Source organism: Asticcacaulis sp. W401b (assembly GCF_046503825.1).
Classification (GTDB): domain Bacteria; phylum Pseudomonadota; class Alphaproteobacteria; order Caulobacterales; family Caulobacteraceae; genus Asticcacaulis.
The window spans coordinates 145057-168926 of sequence record NZ_JBKFEE010000006.1; the positions used below are offsets into that span (position 1 = coordinate 145057).

General features: G+C 58.6%; 15 protein-coding genes and 1 pseudogene. 10 read left to right on the forward strand and 6 right to left on the reverse strand.

Annotation, left to right across the window (positions count from 1 at the left end; genetic code table 11):
* The first annotated feature begins 34 nt into the window (after positions 1-34).
* The 3 genes from ACK8OE_RS14025 to ACK8OE_RS14035 are packed head-to-tail and all read left to right on the forward strand — an operon-like array spanning position 35 to position 4594.
* On the forward strand, positions 35-2842 hold the full coding sequence (locus ACK8OE_RS14025; RefSeq protein ID WP_410273030.1) for a secretin and TonB N-terminal domain-containing protein: 2808 nt from the start codon (positions 35-37) through the stop codon (positions 2840-2842).
* Positions 2842-3918, forward strand: a complete 1077-nt coding sequence (locus ACK8OE_RS14030) for a cytochrome-c peroxidase (RefSeq protein WP_410273031.1) — start codon at positions 2842-2844, stop codon at positions 3916-3918. Before ACK8OE_RS14025 ends, ACK8OE_RS14030 begins: the two co-directional genes overlap by 1 nt.
* Before the next feature lies 1 nt (position 3919).
* Positions 3920-4594, forward strand: coding sequence for an energy transducer TonB (locus tag ACK8OE_RS14035; RefSeq protein WP_410273032.1), 675 nt, complete (start codon positions 3920-3922; stop codon positions 4592-4594).
* A gap of 152 nt (positions 4595-4746) precedes the next feature.
* Here the strand turns inward: ACK8OE_RS14035 and ACK8OE_RS14040 are convergent, their stop codons facing one another.
* Together ACK8OE_RS14040 and ACK8OE_RS14045 are read right to left on the reverse strand one after the other, a co-directional pair.
* Complete coding sequence (locus tag ACK8OE_RS14040; protein ID WP_410273033.1) at positions 4747-5763, reverse strand: hypothetical protein; 1017 nt, start codon at positions 5761-5763, stop codon at positions 4747-4749.
* 292 nt (positions 5764-6055) lie between these two features.
* Positions 6056-6751: a hypothetical protein gene (locus ACK8OE_RS14045; RefSeq protein WP_410273034.1), complete on the reverse strand. Its 696-nt coding sequence runs from the start codon at positions 6749-6751 to the stop codon at positions 6056-6058.
* Positions 6752-6772: 21 nt separating this feature from the next.
* Here ACK8OE_RS14045 and ACK8OE_RS14050 point away from each other — a divergent pair.
* A pseudogene (locus ACK8OE_RS14050) lies at positions 6773-7024 on the forward strand (energy transducer TonB); the annotation flags it as partial.
* Between the two features lie 76 nt (positions 7025-7100).
* On the opposite strand, the gene ACK8OE_RS14055 reads toward ACK8OE_RS14050, so the two are convergent.
* From ACK8OE_RS14055 to ACK8OE_RS14065, 3 genes are all read right to left on the reverse strand, one after another.
* A complete protein-coding gene (locus tag ACK8OE_RS14055) occupies positions 7101-9584 on the reverse strand; it encodes a TonB-dependent receptor domain-containing protein (protein WP_410273035.1) in 2484 nt (827 codons plus the stop codon).
* A 99-nt stretch (positions 9585-9683) separates the two neighbouring features.
* A complete protein-coding gene (locus tag ACK8OE_RS14060) occupies positions 9684-10628 on the reverse strand; it encodes a FecR family protein (RefSeq protein WP_410273036.1) in 945 nt (314 codons plus the stop codon).
* Between the two features lie 25 nt (positions 10629-10653).
* Entirely contained in the window at positions 10654-11175 is a 522-nt protein-coding gene (locus ACK8OE_RS14065) for an RNA polymerase sigma factor (RefSeq protein WP_343685631.1), read from the reverse strand.
* A gap of 378 nt (positions 11176-11553) precedes the next feature.
* On the opposite strand from ACK8OE_RS14065, the gene ACK8OE_RS14070 reads away from it, so the two are divergent.
* From ACK8OE_RS14070 to ACK8OE_RS14080, 3 genes are all read left to right on the forward strand, one after another.
* Positions 11554-12030 (forward strand): hypothetical protein, encoded by a 477-nt coding sequence (locus tag ACK8OE_RS14070; protein WP_410273037.1) that lies wholly within the window; start codon positions 11554-11556, stop codon positions 12028-12030.
* Complete coding sequence (locus tag ACK8OE_RS14075) at positions 12027-13571, forward strand: PepSY-associated TM helix domain-containing protein (RefSeq protein ID WP_410273038.1); 1545 nt, start codon at positions 12027-12029, stop codon at positions 13569-13571. The genes ACK8OE_RS14070 and ACK8OE_RS14075 overlap by 4 nt, the downstream gene beginning before the upstream one ends.
* A gap of 137 nt (positions 13572-13708) precedes the next feature.
* Entirely contained in the window at positions 13709-15799 is a 2091-nt protein-coding gene (locus ACK8OE_RS14080; RefSeq protein WP_410273039.1) for a TonB-dependent siderophore receptor, read from the forward strand.
* A 735-nt stretch (positions 15800-16534) separates the two neighbouring features.
* Here the strand turns inward: ACK8OE_RS14080 and ACK8OE_RS14085 are convergent.
* The gene (locus tag ACK8OE_RS14085) at positions 16535-19111 is read right to left on the reverse strand and encodes a glycosyl hydrolase 115 family protein (RefSeq protein WP_410273040.1); all 2577 of its coding nucleotides are present in this window, start codon (positions 19109-19111) and stop codon (positions 16535-16537) included.
* Positions 19112-19520: 409 nt separating this feature from the next.
* On the opposite strand from ACK8OE_RS14085, the gene ACK8OE_RS14090 reads away from it, so the two are divergent.
* The 3 genes from ACK8OE_RS14090 to ACK8OE_RS14100 are packed head-to-tail and all read left to right on the forward strand — an operon-like array spanning position 19521 to position 23868.
* On the forward strand, positions 19521-21794 hold the full coding sequence (locus ACK8OE_RS14090) for a TonB-dependent receptor domain-containing protein (protein ID WP_410273041.1): 2274 nt from the start codon (positions 19521-19523) through the stop codon (positions 21792-21794).
* Positions 21794-22366 carry a hypothetical protein gene (locus ACK8OE_RS14095; RefSeq protein WP_410273042.1) on the forward strand — a complete coding sequence of 191 codons (573 nt, stop codon included), beginning with the start codon at positions 21794-21796 and terminating at the stop codon, positions 22364-22366. The genes ACK8OE_RS14090 and ACK8OE_RS14095 overlap by 1 nt, the downstream gene beginning before the upstream one ends.
* Complete coding sequence (locus ACK8OE_RS14100; RefSeq protein WP_410273043.1) at positions 22363-23868, forward strand: PepSY-associated TM helix domain-containing protein; 1506 nt, start codon at positions 22363-22365, stop codon at positions 23866-23868. Before ACK8OE_RS14095 ends, ACK8OE_RS14100 begins: the two co-directional genes overlap by 4 nt.
* Positions 23869-23870 lie beyond the last annotated feature (2 nt).

A 23870-nucleotide genomic window follows, 5' to 3' on the forward strand; every position in this document is an offset into this window, starting at 1 on the left:
CTGAGAATTATTCGCATAAATAGGACGGGGTAAAATGAAAACGAGTACGCTGCGGCAATTAACTTCGGGCGCCTGTGTGTGGGCGCTGATCTCGGGTGCCATGGTGAGCGCGCCGACATGGGCGCAAATCCCGATCGCCACAGAGGCGGCACAAAGCTACGACCTGCCTGCGCAGGACCTCAATCAGGCCCTGCTGAAATTCGCGCAATCGGCGAACCTACAGCTTTTCTACGACAACGGGCTGGTCGAAGGCCGCCGCTCGTCTGAGCTAAGAGGCCGCTACACACCGCGTCAGGCGCTCACAAAGCTGTTGGCGGGAACAGGGCTGAGCTACTCGATTTCCGGTCGCTCGGTCAACCTGAGACAAGCGCAGGCGCAAGGCGGCGATATGAGCCTCGGCAAAATCCGCGTGCAGGGTGACGGTCTGACGGGTGAAAGCGCGCAGCCCGGTGCCCCCATGGCTTACGAAATGGGCGATGCCATCGACAGCGGCACCAGCATCCTGTCGCGCGAGTCGATCGAAGCGCGCCAGAACGGCAACGGCGATGTCAATCAGACGCTGAAGATCCTCCCGCATGTATTTTTCAGCACCAAAGAAGGCAGTGCCACCTCCGATGATATTCAGGATCTGCGCCCAGCCGACATCTCCATCGCCGGAAGCCAGCCCTATGAGAATTCATTCATACTCGACGGCATCGCCGCCAACAGCCGTCTGGACGTTATGTCGAGTGACAGCAGTAACCCAGCCCACTACGACAAGACCAGCGGAGCCAGCGCGGAAACCCTGTGGGTCGATTCCAGTCTGGTCGACGCGGTAACGGTGCGCGACTCCAACGTCTCAGCGCGCTACGGCGGCTTTACCGGCGGCGTTGTGGAAATCGACACACGCGCGCCGCGCAAGGATTATGGCGCGACTATTTACCGTAGCTGCACCAGTGATGCTCTGGTCAGCTTCAAGATCGATCCGCAAACGCGGGAAGCTCTGGGCAGCAATGTCCCGAATGAGCCCGACTACACCAAGTGCCGCACCGGGCTAAGCCTTGATCTGCCGGTCAACGAGCGTCTGCGCGTGATAGTGGGGGCAAGTCGGCAGGAAGCCGAGTTGACCTATTACAAGAACGCGAATTACGGCAATGCCCCTTTCGGCCTGAGAAGCGAAAGCAGGAACCTGTTGCTCAAGGCCGAGGCCGATCTGGCTAAGAGCATGACCCTGACCACACAGTACAGCTACACCCCCTATACGCAGGAATACTCGCGCGAAAATATGCTGAACGACCTGATCGTCACGCAGGGCGGCGGTAAGAGCGGGCGCATTGAACTGAAAGGCCGTGCTGGTTCGGCCAACTGGAAGCTGACCGCCACCCATGCCGCGTCAAATTCCAGCCGCTCATCGCCTGGCAATCTGTTTACGTGGCCGGTCACGGTCCTCGGGTCGGGCTACTGCTCATCAACCAACTGCGTGTTCGGCGGTTTCGGCGATATCGCCCAGACGCAGAAGGACACCAATCTGAAAGGCCAGTGGTCGCAACCCCTGTGGGGCGGGTTATTCGACGGCGGTTTCGATTTCGGTTACGTCGCCGCGCACAAGCAGCGGTTCGAGGACAATGCCTCCTACAACACCGCCACGGGCACCAGCGTGGGGGCTCTGGTAGTCTGCAGCGACGGTGACCCCGCCTGTATGGCGGGCAAGGGGGTCCTGACCACCAAACTACTCTATCCGGCCTATGACATTACGGTCGATGTCCGCACGCGGGCGGCCTGGGCCGAGTACAGCCGTCGCTTTGGTGATCTGAATCTGCGGGCTGGCCTGCGTTACGACAGCGAAAGCGTGCTTGAAAACGACAATTTCGCCCCGCGTGTCTCGGTCAGCTACGACTTCCGGTGGGTAACAGCGACCTTCGGGGCCAACCGTTATTACCATCAGAGCTTCCTTGGTTACGCCATTCAGGGCGCGACCGCACGCACCTTTACCTATCGCCGCACCGTGTCGAAGGTCGGGAGCACCTACAAGGCCGGTGACTGGTATCTCTACAGCGTCTCCAATGGCACCATCTATGACGGTATCGCACTGAAGACCCCCTATTCCGACGAACTGACCCTGGCTTTCAGCCGGTCGCTGTGGGGTGGTCAGGGGCGCCTGAAACTTATTTCTCGTGACTATGAGGATCAGCTGACGCGTTCGACGACGACGGAAGCGCGCCCCTACACCAAGGCTGACGGCACAACCGGCACCTACAATGTCTATCTGCCGACCAATGGGGGGGAAACGACCTATCGCGGCGTGTCTCTGGAATGGGGCAAGAGCTTCGGACGCCACACCGTCACCTTCAGCGGTAACTGGGGTGAGACAAAAACCAATATCGACGCCACCAACGCCTATATGGCCGTCAGCGACACCGAAGAGGCTGACGGCGATCTGGTCTACTATCAGGGGCAGGTACGCACCCTGATGGATGTGCTGGCGGAAAATCAGCGACTGGATTTCGCGGCACCCGGCCTTGCCAACCTCGACTGGAGTGCCCGCTGGCTGGGAAGCCGCGTGCGCACCAATCTCAATGCCCGCTGGCGCGACGCCTTCGACCAGCTTGAAGACACGGGCACCAATATCACAGTTGGCGGCGCCTCCTATGACGTCTATGACATCGTCCATTACGGCGACACCATCGCCTTCAATGGCGGGTTTGACGCCGAACTGGTTCGACGCGGGCGCAATGTGGTGACGCTTGAGGTCAAGGGCACCAACCTGCTCGACACTCTTCCGAAAATCACCGGCACCACCTCCACCTCGCAACCCTACCGCTTCGGGCGGTCTTTCTGGGTTGGGATCAAGTATAAGTATTGATGATGAAACCCAAACACCTGCTGATCGCAGGCGTACTGATGGTGTTTGCCGGGACGGGTTTCGACAGTCCCGGCATCGACGTTTTACGCAAAGCATATCAGGGCGCGCCGGAAACCTGGCCGCGGCCCGTGGTCCATGAGGGCGCCGTCTTCGAAGAATTCGGCGCGCTGCCCCCTGTCACCTTGCCCACGACCAATCCCTCGACGCCTAAGAAGATCGCACTGGGTGAAAAACTGTTCAACGATCCGATCCTGTCGGGTTCGAAACAGATCGCCTGCGCCTCCTGCCATAGTTCGGAACTGTCCTTTGGTGATGGCGTCAAAACCTCTTTTGGTCATGATCGCCAACGCGGTCGCCGCAACGCCCCCAGTCTGATAACCGCTGGCTGGCAAAAGACTTTGTTCTGGGATGGCCGGGCCGAAAGTCTTGAAGCGCAAGCCAGCGGGCCGATCGCCGACCATCGCGAGATGTCGGCAAAACCTAGGGAAATCGAGAAGCGTCTCAATCACGATCAGGTCTATCGCACCGCGTTCCGCGAAGCCTTTGGCGTCCGAAAGGTCAGCATGACCGAAGTGACGATGGCGCTCGCCGCCTACCAGCGGACCTTGAAACCACGCTCTTCGAAATGGGATCGCGTACTTTCGATGGGCACCCGTGTTTTGTCAGACGAAGAACTGCGCGGGCTCGACCTTTTCCGCGGCAAGGCCGGGTGCGCCAATTGTCACAATGGTCCCCTCTTTTCCGATCAGAAATTCCATAATATCGGCCTTAGTTTTTATGGCCGAAAGCTACAGGACCTGGGGCGCTATGAAGTAACCCGTAACCCCGCCGATGTCGGTGCCTTCAAAACACCCTCTCTGCGCAATGTGTCGCGCACTGGCCCCTACATGCACAATGGCATCTTCCCTACCCTCGAAGGCACCGTGAATTTCTACAATGAGGGCGGCGCACGCCCCAAACCCAGGGCGGGCGAGACAAACGACCCATTGTTTCCGACGACCTCCCCCCTGCTCAAACCCCTTGGCCTGACAAGGGACGAAAAGGCCGCTCTGGTCGCTTATCTGAAAACCCTTTGACATGCGTGCAATGAGCACAGCCCAGAACGCCATGATCTTCGCCCTGAGCGCGATGCTCCACATCGTGCCTCTGATGGGGTTGTGGCAATGGTCGCAGGTCGCGCCTGAGCCAGCGCCGGAGTCGGAGACTCTGGTGGTAGAGATGGTGCGACTGGCACCGCCCGATCCTCCGAGCGAGCGTCCGCCTGGACCGGTACAAACCGAGGCGTCCGCTCCCAAAGAAACCTCGCGCCGCCGGTTAGAGCCAACCGCAGACCCTTCGATCGAACCACTTCTCGTCGAACCCAGAGACGATAAGGTGCCGTCGGAGCGACCCTCCGTGTCTCCCCCCGCTCCGGCAACGACTGCGCCTTTATCGCGACCCGCGCCGCCCGCAGCCAAAGCGGTAACGACTCCGCCCGACTGGCGCGCGCATCTTCTCAGCCACATAGAGCGTTACAAACGTTATCCGGCCGAAGCCCGCATCCGTCGTCAGGAGGGTGTGGCGGTCGTAGGTTTCACGGTAGACAGCCACGGGAAGGTTCTGTCGCGAAGGCTGGTTCGCAGTTCAGGTGTGCCTTTACTTGATGCTGAGGCCATGCGCGTATTGCGGGCGGCGTCTCCCTTGCCTTTGACAGCCGATGCAGGCTTAGAAGGTCAGGAAATCGTCGTCGCTTTGGAATTTTTTATTGAATAAGCAGACCCGTCTCCCGTGTGAGAGAGGGGAGTGGGTACGCGCTACCGCGCCGCTCAAACCAAAAAAGGTGCCCCCCTTTTCCGCACCCCCGCTGGGTCTCTTTTCGATGCCGGGGGTCAAGGAAGAAAGAAGTAATTCGCACCAAGCCCACTCTACTGGGCGTTAAAGCGTGTTGATTTCGCGATCTGTAGCGGCAATCCCGCTGCATCGGTTTCTTCATGAAAGACCGTAATCGATACAAGCGTCTTACCGTCGGTCAGAGAAACATTCGATTGCCGTCTGCCCTCCGCATCGATGATATAGGTGGCCGTGGCAACGACCCCTTCCCTGAGCGAAATCCGTTCCGCATCAGCTGCAAGTCTGGCGTTTGGCTTACCTTCCCGACGGTATTCGTTGGCCTGCAGATATCCGCCGCCAGCGCAGTCGAACAAGGTCGAGACCATGACGCCATCACCTTTGGACGCCACGCCATTGGCTGCGACTTTAGTGCATCCCGCAGCGTAGGCTACGGCCTCTACGGTGCTCAGCGCGCTCCCGGTATATGCTGGATTGCGTTTGCTTCCCGCAGCAGCGAGGAGACCGGATAAAATGTCACTTCTGGATTGAACCCGATAATAGGCGGGTGCCTTTTTGGGAGCATCAGCGCGCGATGCGCCCTTCGGCGAAAAGTCGCGCTGCCACTGCTCCCACACTTTTGCATCAATCGGGGCAATCTGAACAGTTTTTGCATCTGCACAACCCGGCATAACGGAGGTGTCCGTCCGACAGTTGGAAACGCCATCCGATCCCGAAAAGATGTTGTCTGGGCATTTTGCTGTAAGTTCGTCTTTTAGCACCTGGGAATAGCCCGCGCCCTCGGGATTCAGGTGATAGGTTGTGTGAACGGTTGTATAGCGTGGCGGCGGCGCGCTTCTCTGCGTCACACCCTGGAAGGAATACGAGCAGCATTTCTGCTCGTATTCCAAATCCTCCCAATCGCCGAAGGGTATCTGCAAGCCCCATTCGCTCTTGAAATAGAACCCGTCGGGTTTGGGACCGATCGACATCTGACTTATCACCTGTGGGCAGTGAATGGTCAGAAGAGAAAAATCTACAGGCGCGGTGGCGATGGAGACAGTTCCCGTTAAAGTCAATCCTAAGGCGGCCCCGAGCCCTTGAATCATCGCCATAGAAATTTCCTACAATCGATTCGAAATAACTATTTCAGGTAGCATATGCCCGAGTACGGTAACGTTCAATCGTGTTTCTTTGGCACGCCCATCAAGCGATTCGCCGGCTGTCACCGAATAAATCGCATGAGTCCCGACCACATCGATCAGCTGGAACGGGTAGCTGAACTCAGCAATCTCCTCAAACATGAACCTGAGGATGAAGCCGAGTATCGGGTGGAATTCACGTGACGCTACCGTGGCTGCATCTGGGTTACCGACCGGAGCTAAACGTCCTGAATCGAATAACTGGCTATTTGTAGAATGTTGGAACACAGGCCTCAGAAGGCAACGCGTTCGCGCTTCCTTTCAAAGGAAACTCTTTGAAACGTTCGCTTCCTTCCTTGTCACTAAACGAGTACGAGACTGACTTTTTCCCGGCCCTAAGCGCCTTCCATAAGAAGGTGAAGTTATCCGCGTTCACACGAAAATTGGTGGCTATTTTTCCCGAGCCATCCACGTACATGTCGACGGCATTTTCCTTATCGCCATCGACGATGAATCTCACTTTAGACGTTAAACGAGGCTCAGCATTGTTGATCGTAACGAGCATGTTAGTCTCGACCTCTGAACACCAGATATAGATTCCGCTCCCTAAGCTACCGTCATTATACCCATACTCGAAGGTACCCTGCCCAAAGCCAGCCCACCAACGGTTTGCAGGTTCCGCGTGAACCATGCCGGCCATCAATGCCATCGTGCCTAAAACCAGCGAAACCTTCCGCACCATCATCCCCTGAATTAAATGCAAAAATGGTCTATTTGATTTAGCATTTATGAGAATCGTTCGCAATCTCCATCGCATTGACGCCTTGATCTTTTTTGGCTCCCTCAGGAGACCGTTGACCACGAGGCTGATTTTCGCCAACTGAAATGAGCGACCCTCCGTGTCTCCCCCCGCTCCGGCAACGACTGCGCCTTTATCGCGACCCGCGCCGCCCGCAGCCAAAGCGGTAACGGCTCCGCCCGACTGGCGCGCGCAACTTCTCAGCCACATAGAGCGTTACAAACGTTATCCGGCCGAAGCCCGCATCCGTCGTCAGGAGGTGTGGCTGTCGTCGGTTTCACGGTCGATAGCCGTGGTAAGGTTCTGTCGCGCAGACTGGCTCACAGTTCAGGCGTGCCTCTACTTTATGCTGAGGCCTTGCGCGTATTGCGGGCCGCGTCTCCCTTGCCTTTGACAGCCGATGCAGGCTTGGAAGGTCAGGAAATCCTCGTCGGTTTGGAATTTTTATTGAATAACCAAGCACCCTCTCCCGTGTGGGAGAGGGTGTCGCAAAGGTACGCAAACATTATTATCAGAAGCGGTATCGCAGACCGACCCCGTAGGTCGCCGGAGCGCCGACCAGACGGGCCGCCCCGTTCAGTTCCGGAAAATAGACTTCGTCGGTTATGTTCTTACCGTAGCCATAAACCGACCATGACGCGGGAGACGCGAGTTCCACATGGATATTCGTCAGGGTGTAGGGCTCTGCCGTATTATTGGGCAAGGCGTTCAGGCGGTTCGATTCTTCACCGTGGTGAGCGACGGTAAGGCGCGAGGTCAGGTCCCAACCACCAGTAAAGGCCACCTGATGCTTCAGGCTGAGATTGGCCGTAACGTCTGGCGCACCCGGCAGCGGATCGCCGACCGTGGCCGCCACATCGGCAGCGCGGCGCGAGATGTATTCGGTGATTTCCGAATCGAGGAAGGCCGCCGACAGGTCGAGGTCCAGCTTCTGAGTCTGACCGTCGAACAGGCGCGCACCGACGGCCAGATCAACGCCCGAGGTTTCGGCCTTACCCACATTGGTGCGGCCATTGGTGTCATTCGCCAGTCGCGTTGTCGCCTGAAGATTCTTGAATTTATAAGAGAACACATCCAGCGAGGCGCGGAAGCGACCCTTGTACCACCGCGCACCCGCTTCATAGGCGGTGACGGTTTCCGACTCGAACGGATAGGTCTCCTCCAACGTCATGATCGAAGTGCCATCGAAGCCGCCGCCACGATAGCCTGTCGAGGCTGATGCGAAGAGGTTGAAATTCTCGCTGACGAAATACTGCGCCGTCAGGCGGCCTGACAGGTTGTCGTCTTCGAAATCGCGATCCCAGCTAAAGCCCGACACGGTGGCGAAGGTCGAGTTGTAGATCGAAATGCCCCACGGATTGTGGTCGATGTTCTGGCCCTTGTAATCGACGCTGTCGCGCGTGAAGCGCAAACCACCCGACAGGCGCAGCTTTTCGGTGAGGTTATAGTCGGCCTGACCGAACACGGCGAAGGAATTGCGGCGCTGCTTGTGATTGTTGTCATAGACCGATCGCACGGTGAAGCTGGTCCAGGTCGAGTCGAAGTGCGCCGAGTCCGTCAAATAGAACGCACCTACGATCCAGTCGAGCTTGCCGCCGTTGTCGTCGCTCAGGCGCATCTCCAGCGAGGCCTGAGATAGTTTCTCATCGAAAGCGTACTCGTAGCCGGGATAGGGCGAACCATCGCCATTGCCGCCGTCAGTGCGATCCGTCGACTGCACGCCGCCGACCACGGTGAAGTTGAGGTTTTCCTTCACGCGGTGCGTCAGCGTGCCAGACAGGCCGCGGATGTCGTAAGCGTGGGTGAAATATTTCTGCGAATAGAAACTATACGGATCGGCATTTTCACCGGCGTTGAACTGCGTATTGTCCTGAGCCTTAGCCAGACGGTCGTATTGACGGCTATCGCCGCGGTCACGGCTGGCGAAGGTCTTGATGGTAAGGTTGGTCTGCGGAGTGAAGTCAAAAGAAAAGGTAGCGCGCGCGGCAACCATATCCTTGTCGCCAAAACCCTCGCGCTTACCCGGATCGGTGACAGCGGGAACCTGGGTCTGAACGACGCCACCGACGCTGGGGCGGAACCCGGCCAGCGTGCCTGCGCCCTCACCGTTCATGAAGCCGCCGCCATTCTCGGCCATGACGGCCAGACGCACGCCGAAATTCTCGCTGACCTTCCCGCCGACGGCCGTTTCGAAGCGCGTGTAGTCGAAATTACCGGCGCGCACGTCGGCATAACCTTCGAAGGTTTCTGAAGGTCCGCGCGTCAGGGCGTTGATGACGCCGGCGGTCGTGTTGCGGCCATAAAGGGTGCCCTGCGGCCCCTTCAGCACTTCGATGCGCTCAAGGTCGAACAGGGGCATACTGAAATAGGAATTCGAGGTCTGGTAGACACCATCGACATGCAGGGCGACCGAGGGCGAACCGTTCGGCTTATAGTCGTCAGCGCCGCCGATGCCGCGGATGCTCAGCAGGCCATAGCCCGTACCCCCGAAGGCGTAGTTGATAGAGACGCCGGGGACTTCGTCAACGAGGCCCTCCGTTCCAACAATACCTCGCTCGCGGATTTCATTTCCGCTGAGGGCGACGACCGCCGCCGGAACCTTTGCGATGGCTGCCGAACGCTTCAGTGCTGTGACCACAACCACTTCCGGCTCTGCGCTTGCCAAGTCCATGCCCCCCAGCGAGAAGGTGCGGCCATCGGCGCTGACGCTGCGGATGCCGACGCCCGTGCCGCTCAGCATCGTGGCCAGCGCCTCGCGCGGCGCCATTGAGCCGGAGACTGCCGTCGCGCGCTTACCGCGGACCAGTTCCGGGGTGAACAATACCTGTACATCGGCGCTGCGGGCGAATGCAATCAACGCCTGATCCAGCGACTGGCTCTCAATGCGAAATGCCACAGGGGCGGTTTGCGCGCAGGCGGGGGCCGTGATGACAGCGGTAAGAGAAGCGGCGGCGCAGAACGCCAGCAGTGTTGTTTTGAATGCAACGCGAGGCATCGCGAATATCTCCTTGAACAGACCCCTCTCAACCGGGCCCGCTTTCAGGAACGCGCGGCCTTTATCGATCCACACCCTGTCGCAAAAATTTCATCCAATTCAGCGAGAGGCGATACGCCAGCGGTTCGCGCCAGCCGGCTCGACAGACAGACCCAGAACACTCTCCAGCGCCTGCGGAAAATCCTCGACACCATCATAGCGGAACGAACCCGATAGTCGCAGTGCGCCCAGTTTGGGGTCAGCAATTATAAACTGCTCGATGGAATAGCGGTTAAAGTCTGCCACCACATCGGAAAGGGGTTGGTCCCTGAAAACCAGCCGCCCCTCGCGCCATTCGGTGGCGGTACGCGCATCAACCGCCTGTATCCGGGCTGTTGTCAGGTCGCCACTCAGCTTCTGACCCGACCACAGATGGCGTGTCCGTCCGCCCTGCGGCTTTACCGTCGCGCCACCATCGGCGACCAGCACCTCGGTCTTATCAGCGTTAAGCGTCACCTGCACCTGACAGCCAGACCCAGTAACGACGCAATCACCTGCCCGTACCATTAAAGGCGTTGGTCTGCGCGCGGCGCGTACAAATATCTGGCCGTCCTGCAATTCGATGATGCGACCCCCATCGATAAAGCGGGCCCGTGCTCGGCTCAGCGGCGCCAGTGTCAGTTCGGATCCGTCGGGTAACGGAACGGTCAACCTCTGCCCCTCCCCCGTCGCATACTTTGCCCAGGCACGCGATGGCGCGAATCCGGCATAGACCACGCCCGCTGTCACGGCGGCCGCCAAACCACCCCCGGCCCAACGCAAAAGATCGCGGCGGCTGTTGGTCCCGGCCGCAGCTTTCAGCGCCTTAGCCCGGCGCGCCAGAAGCTCCGGCGATTGGCCCAATGCCGCCAACTCTGTCCAGCGAACCTGACAGTCACGGTAAGCCTTTTCGTTCAGCGGGTCTTTGGACAGCCAGACGCGGAAGGCCGCTTCGTCCTGAGGCGAAACAGGGTGGCCTGAATTCAGGCGGACGAACCACTCGTCGGCTGTCTGGGGTGTATCCATAATATCCTTTGGAGTCAGTCGTGGTCTAATCAACAAGTCTCAGGACTTCCATAGCCCTGATCATATGTTTTTCAACCGCGCTGACAGAAATACCGAGCCTCTGGGAAATCTGAGCATAGGACATGTCTTCGAACCTTCGGAGGAGGACGACAGCCTGAGCCCTTGGCGACAAGGTGTCCAGAGCTGACATCATTCGGTCCAGCCTTTGACGCGCCGCGACGCTGTCTTCCGCAGAGGGCGCCTCGGTCGCGATATCGAGGACGCTAACATCATCGTGCCGATCCGATGCGCGCGCCGTATCACGGCGCACCTTGTCTCGCATCAGATTGGCGGCGGTTTCAAAGACATACCCGTCGAGGTTTTGCAGGGCAAACAGATTGTCACGTCGCAAAAGACGTACGAACACTTCCTGAACCATCTCTTCCGCATCCGCCGGTGAGGCGGCACGTCTAAGAAAGAAGGTCATCAGAGGCTGACGCAAGCGCCGGGCAAGCGCGTCAAAATGACTCGCCGAACAGACGGTTTCGTTCAGACAGGCGTTGCTCATGTTCCGGCGTTACCAGCCAAATGTGACAGTTTGTGCGTTGATCGATCCACACCCAACCGGTCCCGCTGAGATTGCTAACTAAGGCACCCGTTCTCAGAGACCTGAGACCGCCGGACCCGGCTTGCAACACATGAATGAGTCTGTGCCCTCTCGCTTCTCGTGCGCCCTCTCCGGGTGAGAAATGATTACTCGCTCCAAACCTATGGTCGGCAGCTCGTTGCAAATGCCTCGCAGACTTATTTACAAACGAAGACGGCCTTGTTAAGACCAGATATGGCCTTCCTTTCATCCTCCTTCGCTATTGCCTCTGCCCTCGCCAGTGCATTTGCAGGCATCTGGCTCCTCTTTCTTAGATGGCGCGGAGTGAGCCCCCTTCCAATGCCGGTCTTGTTGGGCTGGGCCTTTATCTGTTTGTCTCTGGTCCTGTGGTCCACAGCCTATCATCCCATAGTTGGCATACCTTTCGGCGTCTTGGCTGTCATGGTCATCGCGCTGGGCTTTATAGTTCGCAATGGAGATTGGCGGGGCGTCCTTCACCGGCCAGAGGCCGCCCGCGCGGGTAGCGCCGAACCTGACGCCAGTCCCTCATGGCCGGGCGTGGCTGCGCGTAGCCTCGCCGCCCTGATCGTCGCACCCGCCACCGGTATGTGTGCGGGGCTGCTGATGTGGCTGTGGATGCCCGGACATGAAGCCACGCGATTTGTCTGGGCTGTATTCGGTTTTGTCGTTGTTTTCGCCGTGGCTCAGCTCTGGGGCCTGAGTGCCCGACGTCCGTGGCGGGCGCTGGGTCTGATGAGCGCCGCGGGCTTCGTAAGCGCCCTGCCCACGCTTCTTACTGCCGGAGGTCTTAGATGAGCCAGGCTCACAAAGATACTACCCTGTGGCCCAAAATGCCTGCCGGTTTCGTTCGCCGTATGCTGGACGGCCATAAGACGCTAGGGCTGGCGCTTGCCGGCATACTCTATCTGATCTGCCTGACGGGCTGGATCGGAGTCTACTATGTCGAATTTGAGCGCTGGGAGCGCCCAAATATACCGGAATTTACCGCGACAACCCCCGAGGCCATTGCGCGCGCGGCCGCCGATACGCGCCAAGTGATGCTGGCCGATACGCATCGCGGACCACTTGATACGGACATCTATATCAGCACACCGACCGACTCCCTGCCGCGTCTGGTGGTGGGCTATGGCCACGAAGCGCGCGGCTATGACGCGGACGGCCGTTTCGCAGGCGAAGCGACGCACGACCTCACCCACTTTCTAACGGAGCTACACTACTACCTGCATCTGCCCGAGAGCTTCGGCATGATCGTGGTTTGCGCTTTTGGGGTGGGTATGCTGGCGCTCCTGATCGGTGGCGTCCTGTCGCATCCGCGTATGTTTCGCGAAGCCTTCAGCCTCCGCGCACGCACGCATGGCCACCTCAGCCGCGCCGATGTGCACAATCGGCTGGGTGTCTGGACCCTGCCCTTCGCAGTGATCATCACCCTTACAGGCACGCTGATCGGCCTGTCTCAGGTGGTGGCGCTGGTTATGGGAATGGCCTTTTACAACGGCAATAGCCTCAAGGCCTATGAGCCCATCTTCGGCTCGCAAGCCGAGATCCAGGCGGCGACCGGTGGCAAGCCGCTGAACGGCGACGCGGCCATCGTCAACGCCATCAGCCAGACACGTCAGGCGGAGCCGCAGCAACCCATCACCTTCATCGCCATCCGCATGGTCGGGACACCGCAGGAGTTTATCGAGATCACCACCATGCCGGCTCAGCGACTCGTATATGGGGAGGCGTGGCGCTTCGATGCCGAGGGCAATCTCAAGGGCAGTTATCATTTGTCCGATGGTCCTGCCGGGCGCCAGATTGCCGCCAGTCTCTATAACCTTCACTTCGGTAACTTCGGCGGACAGCCGGTCAAGTTGGTCTACGCCCTTCTGGGTCTGGGGCTCACGGTCATGATCGCCGCGGGCATGGATATATGGCTGATCAAGTCGGCAGGACGCGGCCGCCCGCGGCCGGGCCTGCATAGGCTATGGACCGTGCTGATCTACGGATCGCCCGCCGCCATCGCCCTGACCTTTGTCGCTGCCATGCCGACAGGCTGGAACCCGGTGGTCCTGTTTTGGGGGCTAATGATGTCCCTTGCGATCGCAACCCTCGTCAGCCTGCGCCTCTCCCAGGCCCCCGCCCAGAAGGTCTCGCGACTGATGCGGTTGCTTCTGGGGGCCAGCCTGGTCGTCATGGTCGTCACCCACTTGTTAGTGAATAGCTCTCTCAGCCTTGCCGCTGTTCAGGTCAGTCTGCCCCTTACCCTGCTGGGCCTGATGTTCACCTTGACGGCTCTGCGCGGTCTAATGACTGAAGCACGCTCTGCGGCTGCCGTCCCCGCGCCCGGTGAATAGGTCTTTGCGACTGTAACTGAGAAGTCACAGAGATTGATAATCACTCGCAATAATCTTGTCTTCCGCGCCCCAATTCAATAATGACTGTCGTTCTCACTAAGGTGGCGATAACCGCTGCTCGTGTTCAAAGGTGTATCATGCGCAAACCTCTGCTTCTGGCCTCCACCTCGATTCTCCTGATGAGCATCAGTGCCGCACCGGTTTTGGCCGCCGATGCCCCTTCTGAGGTCGATTCCGATGTCAGGGAAGTGGTCGTTCTGGGCAAACGCGTCATCCGCGAGTCCGCGGGGGCCACCGGCCTGGATCTATCTTTGCGGGAAACGCCACAGTCGGTGACGATCGTCACGGCGCAGCAAATGCAGGACTTCGCGCTGACAGACGCCAATCAGCTTCTGGCGACCCTTCCGGGTATTAATGTCGAGGCGTCGGAAACAGACCGCACCTATTATAATTCCCGTGGCTTTGACGTGGTGAATTTTCAGGTTGACGGCGTGGGTCAGCCGCTGGACTGGGGGTTGCAGACCGGCGCACTCGATGTGGCTATTTTTGAGCGCATTGAAGCCGTGCGTGGGGCCAACGGCATGATGACTGGCACCGGCAACCCCTCGGCGACCCTCAACTATATACGCAAGCGTCCGACAAAAGATTTCCGCGCCGGTGTTTCGGCCAGCTACGGCACCTGGGACACTTTGCGCCTGACCGGCGACGTGTCGGGGCCGCTCAATGCCGAGGGCACCGTAACGGGCCGTTTCGTCTATGCCAACAGCGATAGCGGGTCTTATCTCGACTATTACGGTGTCAATCGGAACGTCTACTACGGCGTCCTTTCGTGGGACATCACGCCGAAGCTGAACGCTACGGCCGGATATTCCAAACAGGACAATCTGGCTACAGGCAACAACTGGGGTGCTCTGCCTCTGGTCTATACGGACGGTACGAAAATCCCTTATGACGTCTCGGCCAATACATCTGCGCCGTGGACCTATTGGGATACGCACAACGCGACCACCTTCACCGAGTTGTCTTATCAGTTTGATAGCGGCTGGACCGTCAAAGGCATCTACACCTACAAGAATCTGAGCGACGAAGCGAAGCTGACCTATGCCTATGGCAATCCGGACAAGGCGACCGGTTTGGGTGTTGCGGGTTTTGCGGGCTATTATCCCTCAAGCTGGAAGCAACATTTGTTCGACGTCGTTGCCAACGGGTCCGTAACCTTGTTTGGACGCCAGCATGAGGTGGTCGTCGGCGCCAATGCCAACAAGAGCGACACCCTGCGCTGGGCCGGCGAAGCGCCGGGTTTCGCGTATCCGGCCTATCAGGGGGCGCGCATTATCGCCCCGGCCGAGCCCACCAGCTTCGCGACGCCCTACGAAGCGGCCAATGTTACGGACGAACTGACGCGCGCCTATGCCGCCATCCACCTGAATTTTACGGACCGCTTCAAGGGCGTAGTAGGCTTCAACGCTATTGACCTTAAGACAACCGGCATCTCTTACGGCGTGACACAGGACCGTGCCGAGAAGAAGGTCAGCCCCTATGTCGGGGGGGTCTATGACCTCAACACCCATGTGTCGCTCTACGCCAGCTATACCGACATCTTCAACCCGCAGGCCGAGGTGGACATCAACCGCAATCGCCTGCCGTCGGCCAAGGGCAAGAGCTATGAAGCGGGTGTGAAGTCCGAATGGTTTGAGCGCCGACTTTACGCTACGGCCTCGGTGTTCAAATCGGAACAGAGCGATCTGGCCGAGTTTGTCGGTTATATTCCGAACACTTGGGATTCTTATTACCAAGGCATCGACACGGTCGTCGAAGGCTACGAGTTTGAGGTCTCTGGCAAGATCACCCCGCACTGGAGCCTCAATGGTGGCTGGACGCAGTTGTCTATTGAAGATGCCGACGGCAATGATGCGCGTCTCTACCTTCCGCGCCGTTCGTTGAAAATGGCCACGACCTACAGTCTGCCGGCCTATAATGACCTCAAGCTGGGCGGCTCGGTCCGCTGGCAGAGCGATACGCAAACCCTGGCACTCACCACGGTGTTCAAGCAGGAAGCCTACAGCGTTGTCGATCTCTTCGCGAGTGTGCGTGTCACGGACAAGGTTCGCGCTTCGCTTAATGTCAAAAATGCGCTTGACGAAAAATACTGGGGCGGGCTGCGCTGGGGGCAGGCTTTCTACGCTGCGCCCCGCAGTGTGCTCGTCACTCTCGATTACAGCTTCTGATCTGGCGATCCTTTGGCTCGCACGTGGCAAATTCAGACAAGGCGTGCAGCGTTACCCCGCTCTTTTAGAGGCCCGTCCGCGCAAAAACACGCGGGCGGGCTCTGGCCCTTTAGCCATCCTTTGCGTGCCGAAATATGGGGCCCAACTGCATTCTTCCGAACCCCCCACTAAAGTCTGTCCGGCGGAGCGTTGTGCACGTCAGCAAAGGAAGACCGCTTAAATGGTTCAGTCCAGACCGTCTCAAACTCGCCGACCCACCGGCAAACTCATATGGCAGGGCCTTTCGCTGTTTATCGTTCTGGTGGCCGTGCTCTCCGCCATTTGGTTCTTCCTGACGGCGCAACAGTTGAATGACCGATTGCAAGAGGTCGGGGGCTCCGCGCGCGGGGAGCATAACCAGGTTAATAGTCGACCAGACGATAACGGCTAGTCTCCGGGGGCTAGCAAATATCGACGTCTACAATATTCTTGACGGTCCAGCGATTTGAAACGTTGTCGAACCGAAGAGCGCTAATCATCTTGTGCACATCGAATGCATTAAACCGAGTCTAAAGACACCCGTTTCAAAGCCACGATCAAGGATCGTGTTCAGATGCGCCAAAGCCAACTCCCCCTCATCTGTGGTTCAAAAAAACTTGCTATGTCTACGCCTTTGTTGGTGTTTTCGACCATAGACTCACACGTCCGACCTGCAGAGACCTTCGCCAGAACATGCCCCCCAATCGGACATCGACGTTAAGGCGCTATAACCAGTTTTTGTAGGACGACATTATCGTCGAGACGCCAGACCTTGAGAGTATGTTTTCCTGGTGCCACTCCATCGAACCTCGCGTCCAGCCATTCCACATTGCCGATTACGGCTTTGTACCATGCCTGTTCCTGAGGCGTATTGGCGCCGCCACCCGTCGGCTGCAAGGTCGATGTCAATATCTGCGGCGCTCCGTCGTCCAAGGACAGACCTAACCGCAAACCTCCCTTAGATGAGGTATCCAATGTGGGGGACAGGACCAAGCGGACCCGGACCGATCCGCCTTGAGCGGTCTCAAAGTCATAGTCCAGCCGCACATTGTCCTCGGTCGTTGAACTTGCCACGCCTTGCGGATAGAAGATCATCGCGCCCTTGGCTTGGCCGAGATCGGCGATGGCTCTCCATTCTACGCCATTGCCTTTTGTCGAGCGGGTATAGTCAACGGCCTCAATAACGCGTTCATTCGCCGCCCGGACAGTCGGGGCGGATTTGAACACCGGTGCCACTGACAGCTTGTCCGAAGGCGTCTCGCCGGCCACCCGAGTAATACTTGGCATGGTTTGCTGGGTGGGGTCGTTCCAGATGACATAGCTCATATGCACCTGGTTGATCATTCCGTCCCATTTACCGCCATTGAGCGCATGGTATTGATCGGTCAGGTCCTGATCTCGCTGATACGCTGTCTCGACCCAGTCGGCAAAGTAATTCGCCCGTGCATCGTTTCGGGAAGCGAGCCGCTTGTTCCAGGCGGCCGCGTAATACATCCCGTAGAGATTACCGATAGCCTCGGCCGGATATTCGACGATCTGGAAGTAGGCGCTTTGCGCCTGCTCGGGCAACTTCGCCTTGACAGCGCGGACGCGTGTGATCAGGGCCTGCCACTCGTTGACAATGGCGCCGAATTCACCGCCATCGAGTTCCGGGCCCGCCCCCTCCCCTATGGTGTAGGTATTCTGATCGAGAAGCTCGGGTTTGCGGCGCGATGCGAGGCGGCTGTACTCGGAAAGGATCGCACCAATCTCAGTGGCGTTTTCAGCACCAAATAGTTCCGCGGCCCATTCGCTGGGGTAGCTGGCCATGGCCTCGGGCGTCATCCGTTCGGGATTCCAGGCCATTTTCATGAAAAAGCTCAGGGGATATTCCATCGGTTTGATGTCGCCGACGTTCACGATCCACAGATTGCGGGCACCGCGGTTGTAGGCGAGGTCCATCTGCTGCCAGACCTTCCCTATCTGGTTCGTGTTGAGCCACTTATAATTACGCGGTGCGCCGACGTAGTCGAAGTGGTAATAAACGCCGTACCCCCCTTTTCGGTCCAGCTTATCCTGGCCAACAACGGGCAGGCGCCGGATTTGCCCCCAGTTGTCGTCGGCGAACAAAAGGGTCACGTCATCCGGCACCCGCATACCGTGATCATAATATTGCTGCACCTCCTTATATAGCGCCCAGACCTGAGGAGTCTTCTCCGCAGGCTGCCTTGTGACCTCGGCGATAATTTGTCTTTGATCCTGAACGATCTTTTCGAGAAGCGCCGTTGCCGTACTTTCGGACATCGGCTCGTCGCCATCTCCCCGCATGCCAACCGTCACAAGGCTTTCATAGCCGCCTTTACCAGGCTTGGACATCATTCGCTCGATGCCCCCACGCCAGAATGCCCGAAGATTTGAGGCATTCGTCACGTAATCCCATTTGCCCCCAGTGACGCCGCTTTCCTTATTCAGATGCCACTCCTTGTGCGCCCGCATCATGGGCTCATGATGCGAGGTTCCCATCACCACCCCCATCGCGTCAGCAATCTTTGGGCTCTGCGGGTCATCCACAGCGAATGCCTTTCCCCACATGGCTGGCCAGATGTAGTTGCCCTTCAGTCTCAGGGTGAGTTCAAAGACGTGTTCGTACATCCTGGAATTTACGCCGCCAAATTTCTTTGTCGCCCACCCCTTCAAGGCCGGGTCTTCGTCATTGATGAAGATACCGCGATAACGAACTCTGGGCCGATCTGATCGCTCACCGGCGACAACAAAGAGATTGGACTTGGGTGCGACGGGCACATCCGCCCACCAATACCAGGGCGATACCCCCATCTTTTCGGATATGTCGTAAGTGCCATAAATGGCACCCCGCCTATCCGAACCAATGATCACCAAAGCGCGTTTGATACCGGGTAGCGGACGCTCAAGGACGACCTGGTTGAACGCTTCCCAGTTTCCTCTGACCGCACTGACATCAATTTTGCGTGCTCTGACGAGTCGGTCGATAACCGGGCTTTGACCGAGGACGCCCACAATCACGACCTCGCCGTCCATTGCCCTCAGATCTGTGATCAGTTTAGCCGAAGTCCCGGACACGCGCTGCAGGTCGTCCGCAAAGTCTGCCGCCACATGACGCACGGCGCTATCGGCAGAGGCATCCACATAAACTCTGATAGGCTGCCCGTCGCGGATCAATGCCAGACTGGCGGGGGTTTCCTTTTCGCAGATACTGACAGGTCTTTCGCAAGCGCTGGCCACCCATGGGCCCGCCGCAAAGACTGCGATAATAAACGCGACAACGACGGCTTTCATGTTTCCTCCTGATGAGCATCTGGCCTTTATTGGTTTTCAGCGCCGATCCGACCATCGACCGGCTATTGGTCAAACCTATAACAAAAAATACGTTATTGGTAGCGCTATCAAATGTGTCATGAGCCAGCACACCATTATGAGTTTTGGTCGTCACGCGCGCCACAGGTGGGCCCAGTGACGAAACTCGCTATCCAGACACGACCGAGCTATGTCGTGTGCGTGGGGTAAGGCATCATTCCACCTTGAAAGCCTGCCAGGCTTCTGCAGGCGGCCCTCGGTTTGCCCACAAGTCGTCATTCCGCATCCGCATGAAAAGGCGAGGCCCTCCACCTCAAAATGCAATTGACTCGCATCCGCATAATGTGTAGCTGCAACCCATTCTCAACTTGTTCGCCGTGGGGGCGCCGCCATGAAATCGTGTCTTTTCCTATCCGTAAGTCTGTCCGCCTTGCTGTGTGCACAGGCAATGGCGGCAGACAGTCGTGCTGACGCGGCCGTTACGGAAGCCGACCCGATTACCGAAATCGTCGTCACAGGCGAAAAAGCGAGCCGCTCGCTGCAAAAGACCCAGAGTTCGGTTGCGGTGACGACCACAAAGAAGATCGAAGAAGAAAACATTCAGACCTTCTACGACATCGTGAACCGGACGGCGAACATGTCGGAAACCTACGGGCCTACAGGCTTCACTATTCGGGGGATCTCCAATCTGAACGTGTCGGGCGGCGGTGCGGGTTCGCTTGCCACCATCTATGTTGACGGTGCCGCCTTGCCGGAGCGCGCCGCCTATTCTGGCCCGCTCGACATGTGGGACATCGGGCAGGTCGAAATCTTCCGCGGCCCGCAATCTACCATTCAGGGCAAGAATGCTCTGGCGGGGGCGGTCGTCATCCGCTCGAAAGATCCCGGTTTCACCTTCGAGGGCAAGGCCCGCGCCCTGATCTCAGACCAGGGCGACCGCAGGGTCGCCGCCGCTGTCGGCGGCCCCCTGATCGAAGACCAACTGGCTTTCCGTCTGTCCGCAGAAGTCCGCAATGATGACGGGTATATCTATAATACGACGCGAAAGACGGATGAGACGCCGGTAGACAGTCTCAGTCTTCGCGGCAAGCTCCTGATCCGTCCGCAGGCGATTGGCGGGTTGGAGGTCATCGCTACCTATGCGCATAACGACTTCAGGTCTGGCTATCTGTTCACCTATACAGATACCACGGTACCGGACTTCTATAAGCATCGTACCAACACCTCGAACTACCCGAATGTCAACGACACGACGACCGACATATTCACGGTTGAGACGAGCTATCGCTTGTCGGACAGACTAAATCTGGCGGGCATCCTGTCCTACAATCGGTTCGACACAACGATGTCGTATGATCAGGACTCAAGCGCTCGGAACCTTGCATACGGTGCGCAGGATCAGCTGACAAAGACCTTCTCGCAGGAACTGCGCCTCAACTATAGGGGTGACCGTCTGACGGGGCTAGTCGGCCTCTACCATGCCAAGCGCGAAAGTGACGCAAACGCCAGCTCCCTGACCAATGTCACCACGCCCGTGGCGTTCATAACCAGCGGCCTGATGCAAGGGGGTCTCGATCAGGCAACCGCCACCACCATTGCCACGCTTTACGGGCAAGCCCTGCCCGTCATCCCGGTGAATGTCCGCTCGTTTTCGCCGGAGACCGTTGAAAACACCGCCCTCTTCACCGACGGCACTTGGCAAATTACACCGAAATGGTCACTGATGGCCGGGCTGCGCTATGACCGTGAGGACTACAGCATCGGCACGACCCAGGTCGCCACCTTCGCTGGCACCTATCCGAACCCCAGCAATTACCCGGCTATGCTGCAACCTGCCATCATCGGTATCAACACCCTGGTAGCCGCCCAGGTGTCCGCCGCGAACTCGGATACTGCCCCCTCAAGCCGAACCTTTGAGGCCTGGCTGCCCAAACTGGGGGTCAAGTACGATGTCACCGAGACGATGTCGCTGAGCTTTATCGCCCAACGCGGCTATCGTTCCGGGGGCTCCGTCATCAACCAGGCCCGCTCGCGTGTGGTCGCTTATGACCCGGAATATACGACCAATTACGAATTGGCCTGGCGTAGCGCGTGGATGGAAAACAGTCTGACGCTTAACGCCAATCTCTACTACATCGACTGGACCGATCAGCAGGTGAACGTCAATCTCGGCACGAACGAATTTGACAACGAGACCCGCAATGCCGGCGCGTCACACCTCTCTGGGTTCGAAGTCGAGGTGGCGCACAAGGTTAGCCGAACCTTCGATTGGTATGCCTCCATCGGTTATTCCAAAACCAAATTCGACGACTTCACGGTGAGCGAGGGCACTTTATTCACCGACCTCGCCGGCAAAGAATTTATGTACGCTCCACGCTGGACCGTGTCCGCTGGCGGCACCTGGCGCGCAGATAACGGCATGTTCGCCAACCTCAACGCCAACTATCGCGACAAGAACTATCAGGGTGTGGACAACACCATTGAGGTAAAGGCGCGTACGCTTCTTAACGGTAAGATCGGTTATGAGACGGCGCGCTGGTCGGCCTATCTTTACGCCAACAACCTTCTGGATGCGCACTACATGCAATACGCGCGGCCAGAAGACGGCATCGCGCTTCTGGGAGCGCCAAGGACGGTAGGTCTGATCCTTGAGGCGCGCTTCTGATGGCAGGTGATCTCCTCTTGCAAACCGGCGTTCTGGCCCTCGCGGTTACGGGGGCTTTGGCGCTTAAAGCCGCGTGGAAGACGCTAAGCAAGGCACGGCCCTGGCTGATTATCGGCGGATGGCTTGCCTTTGCCCTGGCAGCCGTTTTGGCCGCCAGAGGACTGGGACCGGTGCGCGGGCCTTTTATGGCTCTTGTCCTCATCTGTCTGACCGGACTGGTCATCGCGTTATCCGGGTTTACGATGCGGGTGGTTAAGGCGCGCACGGCGCGCGAAATCCCTCTGGAGCCTTCGGATCGCCGGCGCGTGGCCTGGCGGGGCTGGCTGCGAGGATTTCTGGCCGGCCCTCTGGCAGGAACTGCCGCTATGGGTGTGGGGCTGTTCGTCGCCATATGGTTTCCGGGGGCCGCGCAGACGCGAATGGTCATCGGCGGCCTTCTCGTGCCCTTCCTGTGGGCCGCAGGCATGGCGTGGACCCTGTCCGACGACAAGATTATCCGCGCCTTTTGCGTCCTGTTCACTGTCGCCAGTCTGTCCCTTGGCGCAGCCTTTTTGAAAGGAACGCTGACATGAGCGCGAGACCTTTATGGCCACGTATTCCCGCCGGCTTTGTTCGCGCTGTGCTGGCGGGCCACTCGGCGCTTGGCTTGGCCTTCGCGGCCCTTATCTACCTTGTCTGTTTTTCGGGTGCCCTCGCCGTCTTCACGGACGAGTTCCGTCGCTGGGAAAACCCCGGAAGCCCGCGAGTGACCTCAATCACACCCGATCTGATCGACAAGGCCTTCGGACAGACCCTAGAGCGTGCGCCTTGGGCGCACCACGTCTTCATTACCCTGCCAACCGAGGACCTGCCGCAGATGCGCGTCATGGTTCAGCCCGACCATGAGGATCATGCGCGGAAAGACAAGACCTGGATGGTTGATGCCGAAGGCAACCTGACGACCGAAGTCGTGGACGCCTGGACCAATTTTCAGGCCTATCTGCATACCCGCCTGCATCTGCCGGGCATGTGGGGCGGCTTCCTCGTCGGCCTGACGGGCGTGGCACTTCTGTCTTCTCTGGTCTCCGGGGTCTTGTCGCATCCGCGCGTATTCAAGGACGCCTTTGCCTTTCGCATGGGGTCCAATAAACGCCTTCAGGAAGCCGACCTGCACAATCGCGTCGGAATCTGGGGGCTGCCGTTTCATCTTCTGGTAAGTCTCACCGGCGCATTTCTCGGCCTGACGACGCTGATCGTCGGTGTGCTGGCACTGGCGGTCTATAAGGGCGATGTCGAGAAGGCCTACGCCCTGTTCACAGGCCCTCATCCGGTTGACGATCCGCGACCGGCTCCTCGCCCGAACCTGAATGCGCTCCTGATGGACCTTCAAACGCGCGAGCCCGACGCAAGGGTGACCTACATCATGATCGAGCACCCCGGCGAAGAGGGGGCCTCAGTCTCCGTCAGCGCCCAAACGCCTCACAAGTTGTCGCGTGGGGAGATGCATGTTTATGACCGAAAGGCAGTTTATCTGGGTAACTGGGGCTGGGAAAAGGGCACGGCGGGCCAGAAGATATACTCGGCCCTCTCGCCCTTGCATTTTGGCTGGTTTGGCGGCTGGGCTATCAAGCTCGTCTACGGAGTCCTGGGTCTTGGACTGGCGGCCGTAACCTCCTCCGGGGTCGCGATCTGGCTGGCCCGGCGGCGGGACAAAGGACGCCCGGCCCCGATCTTTGAGCGCCTCTGGGCCGCTACAGTCTGGAGCCAACCGTTCGCCTACGCACTCACAGCCGGGCTGGCGCTCATCACGCGCAGCGATACAGCGCTCATACCCCTATGGCTGGGCATAACCGTTGCCTCACTGTGGCTCGCGGCTTTGGTGCCCGCAAAACCGATTTCGGTCGGACTCAGGCTTGCCACTGCCGCGGGCCTGATTGGTACGGTCGGCATACATCTCGTTCTGTTGCTCAGCTTTGTGCAGGCTGACCCTGTGGTCTGGTTCGTTGACTGTGCGGTCGCCCTCATGGCCTGCGCACTTGTTGTGAGTACACTCTGGTCGAGCACATCTCCCCATGGCACGCGCCAGACCGGATAGGT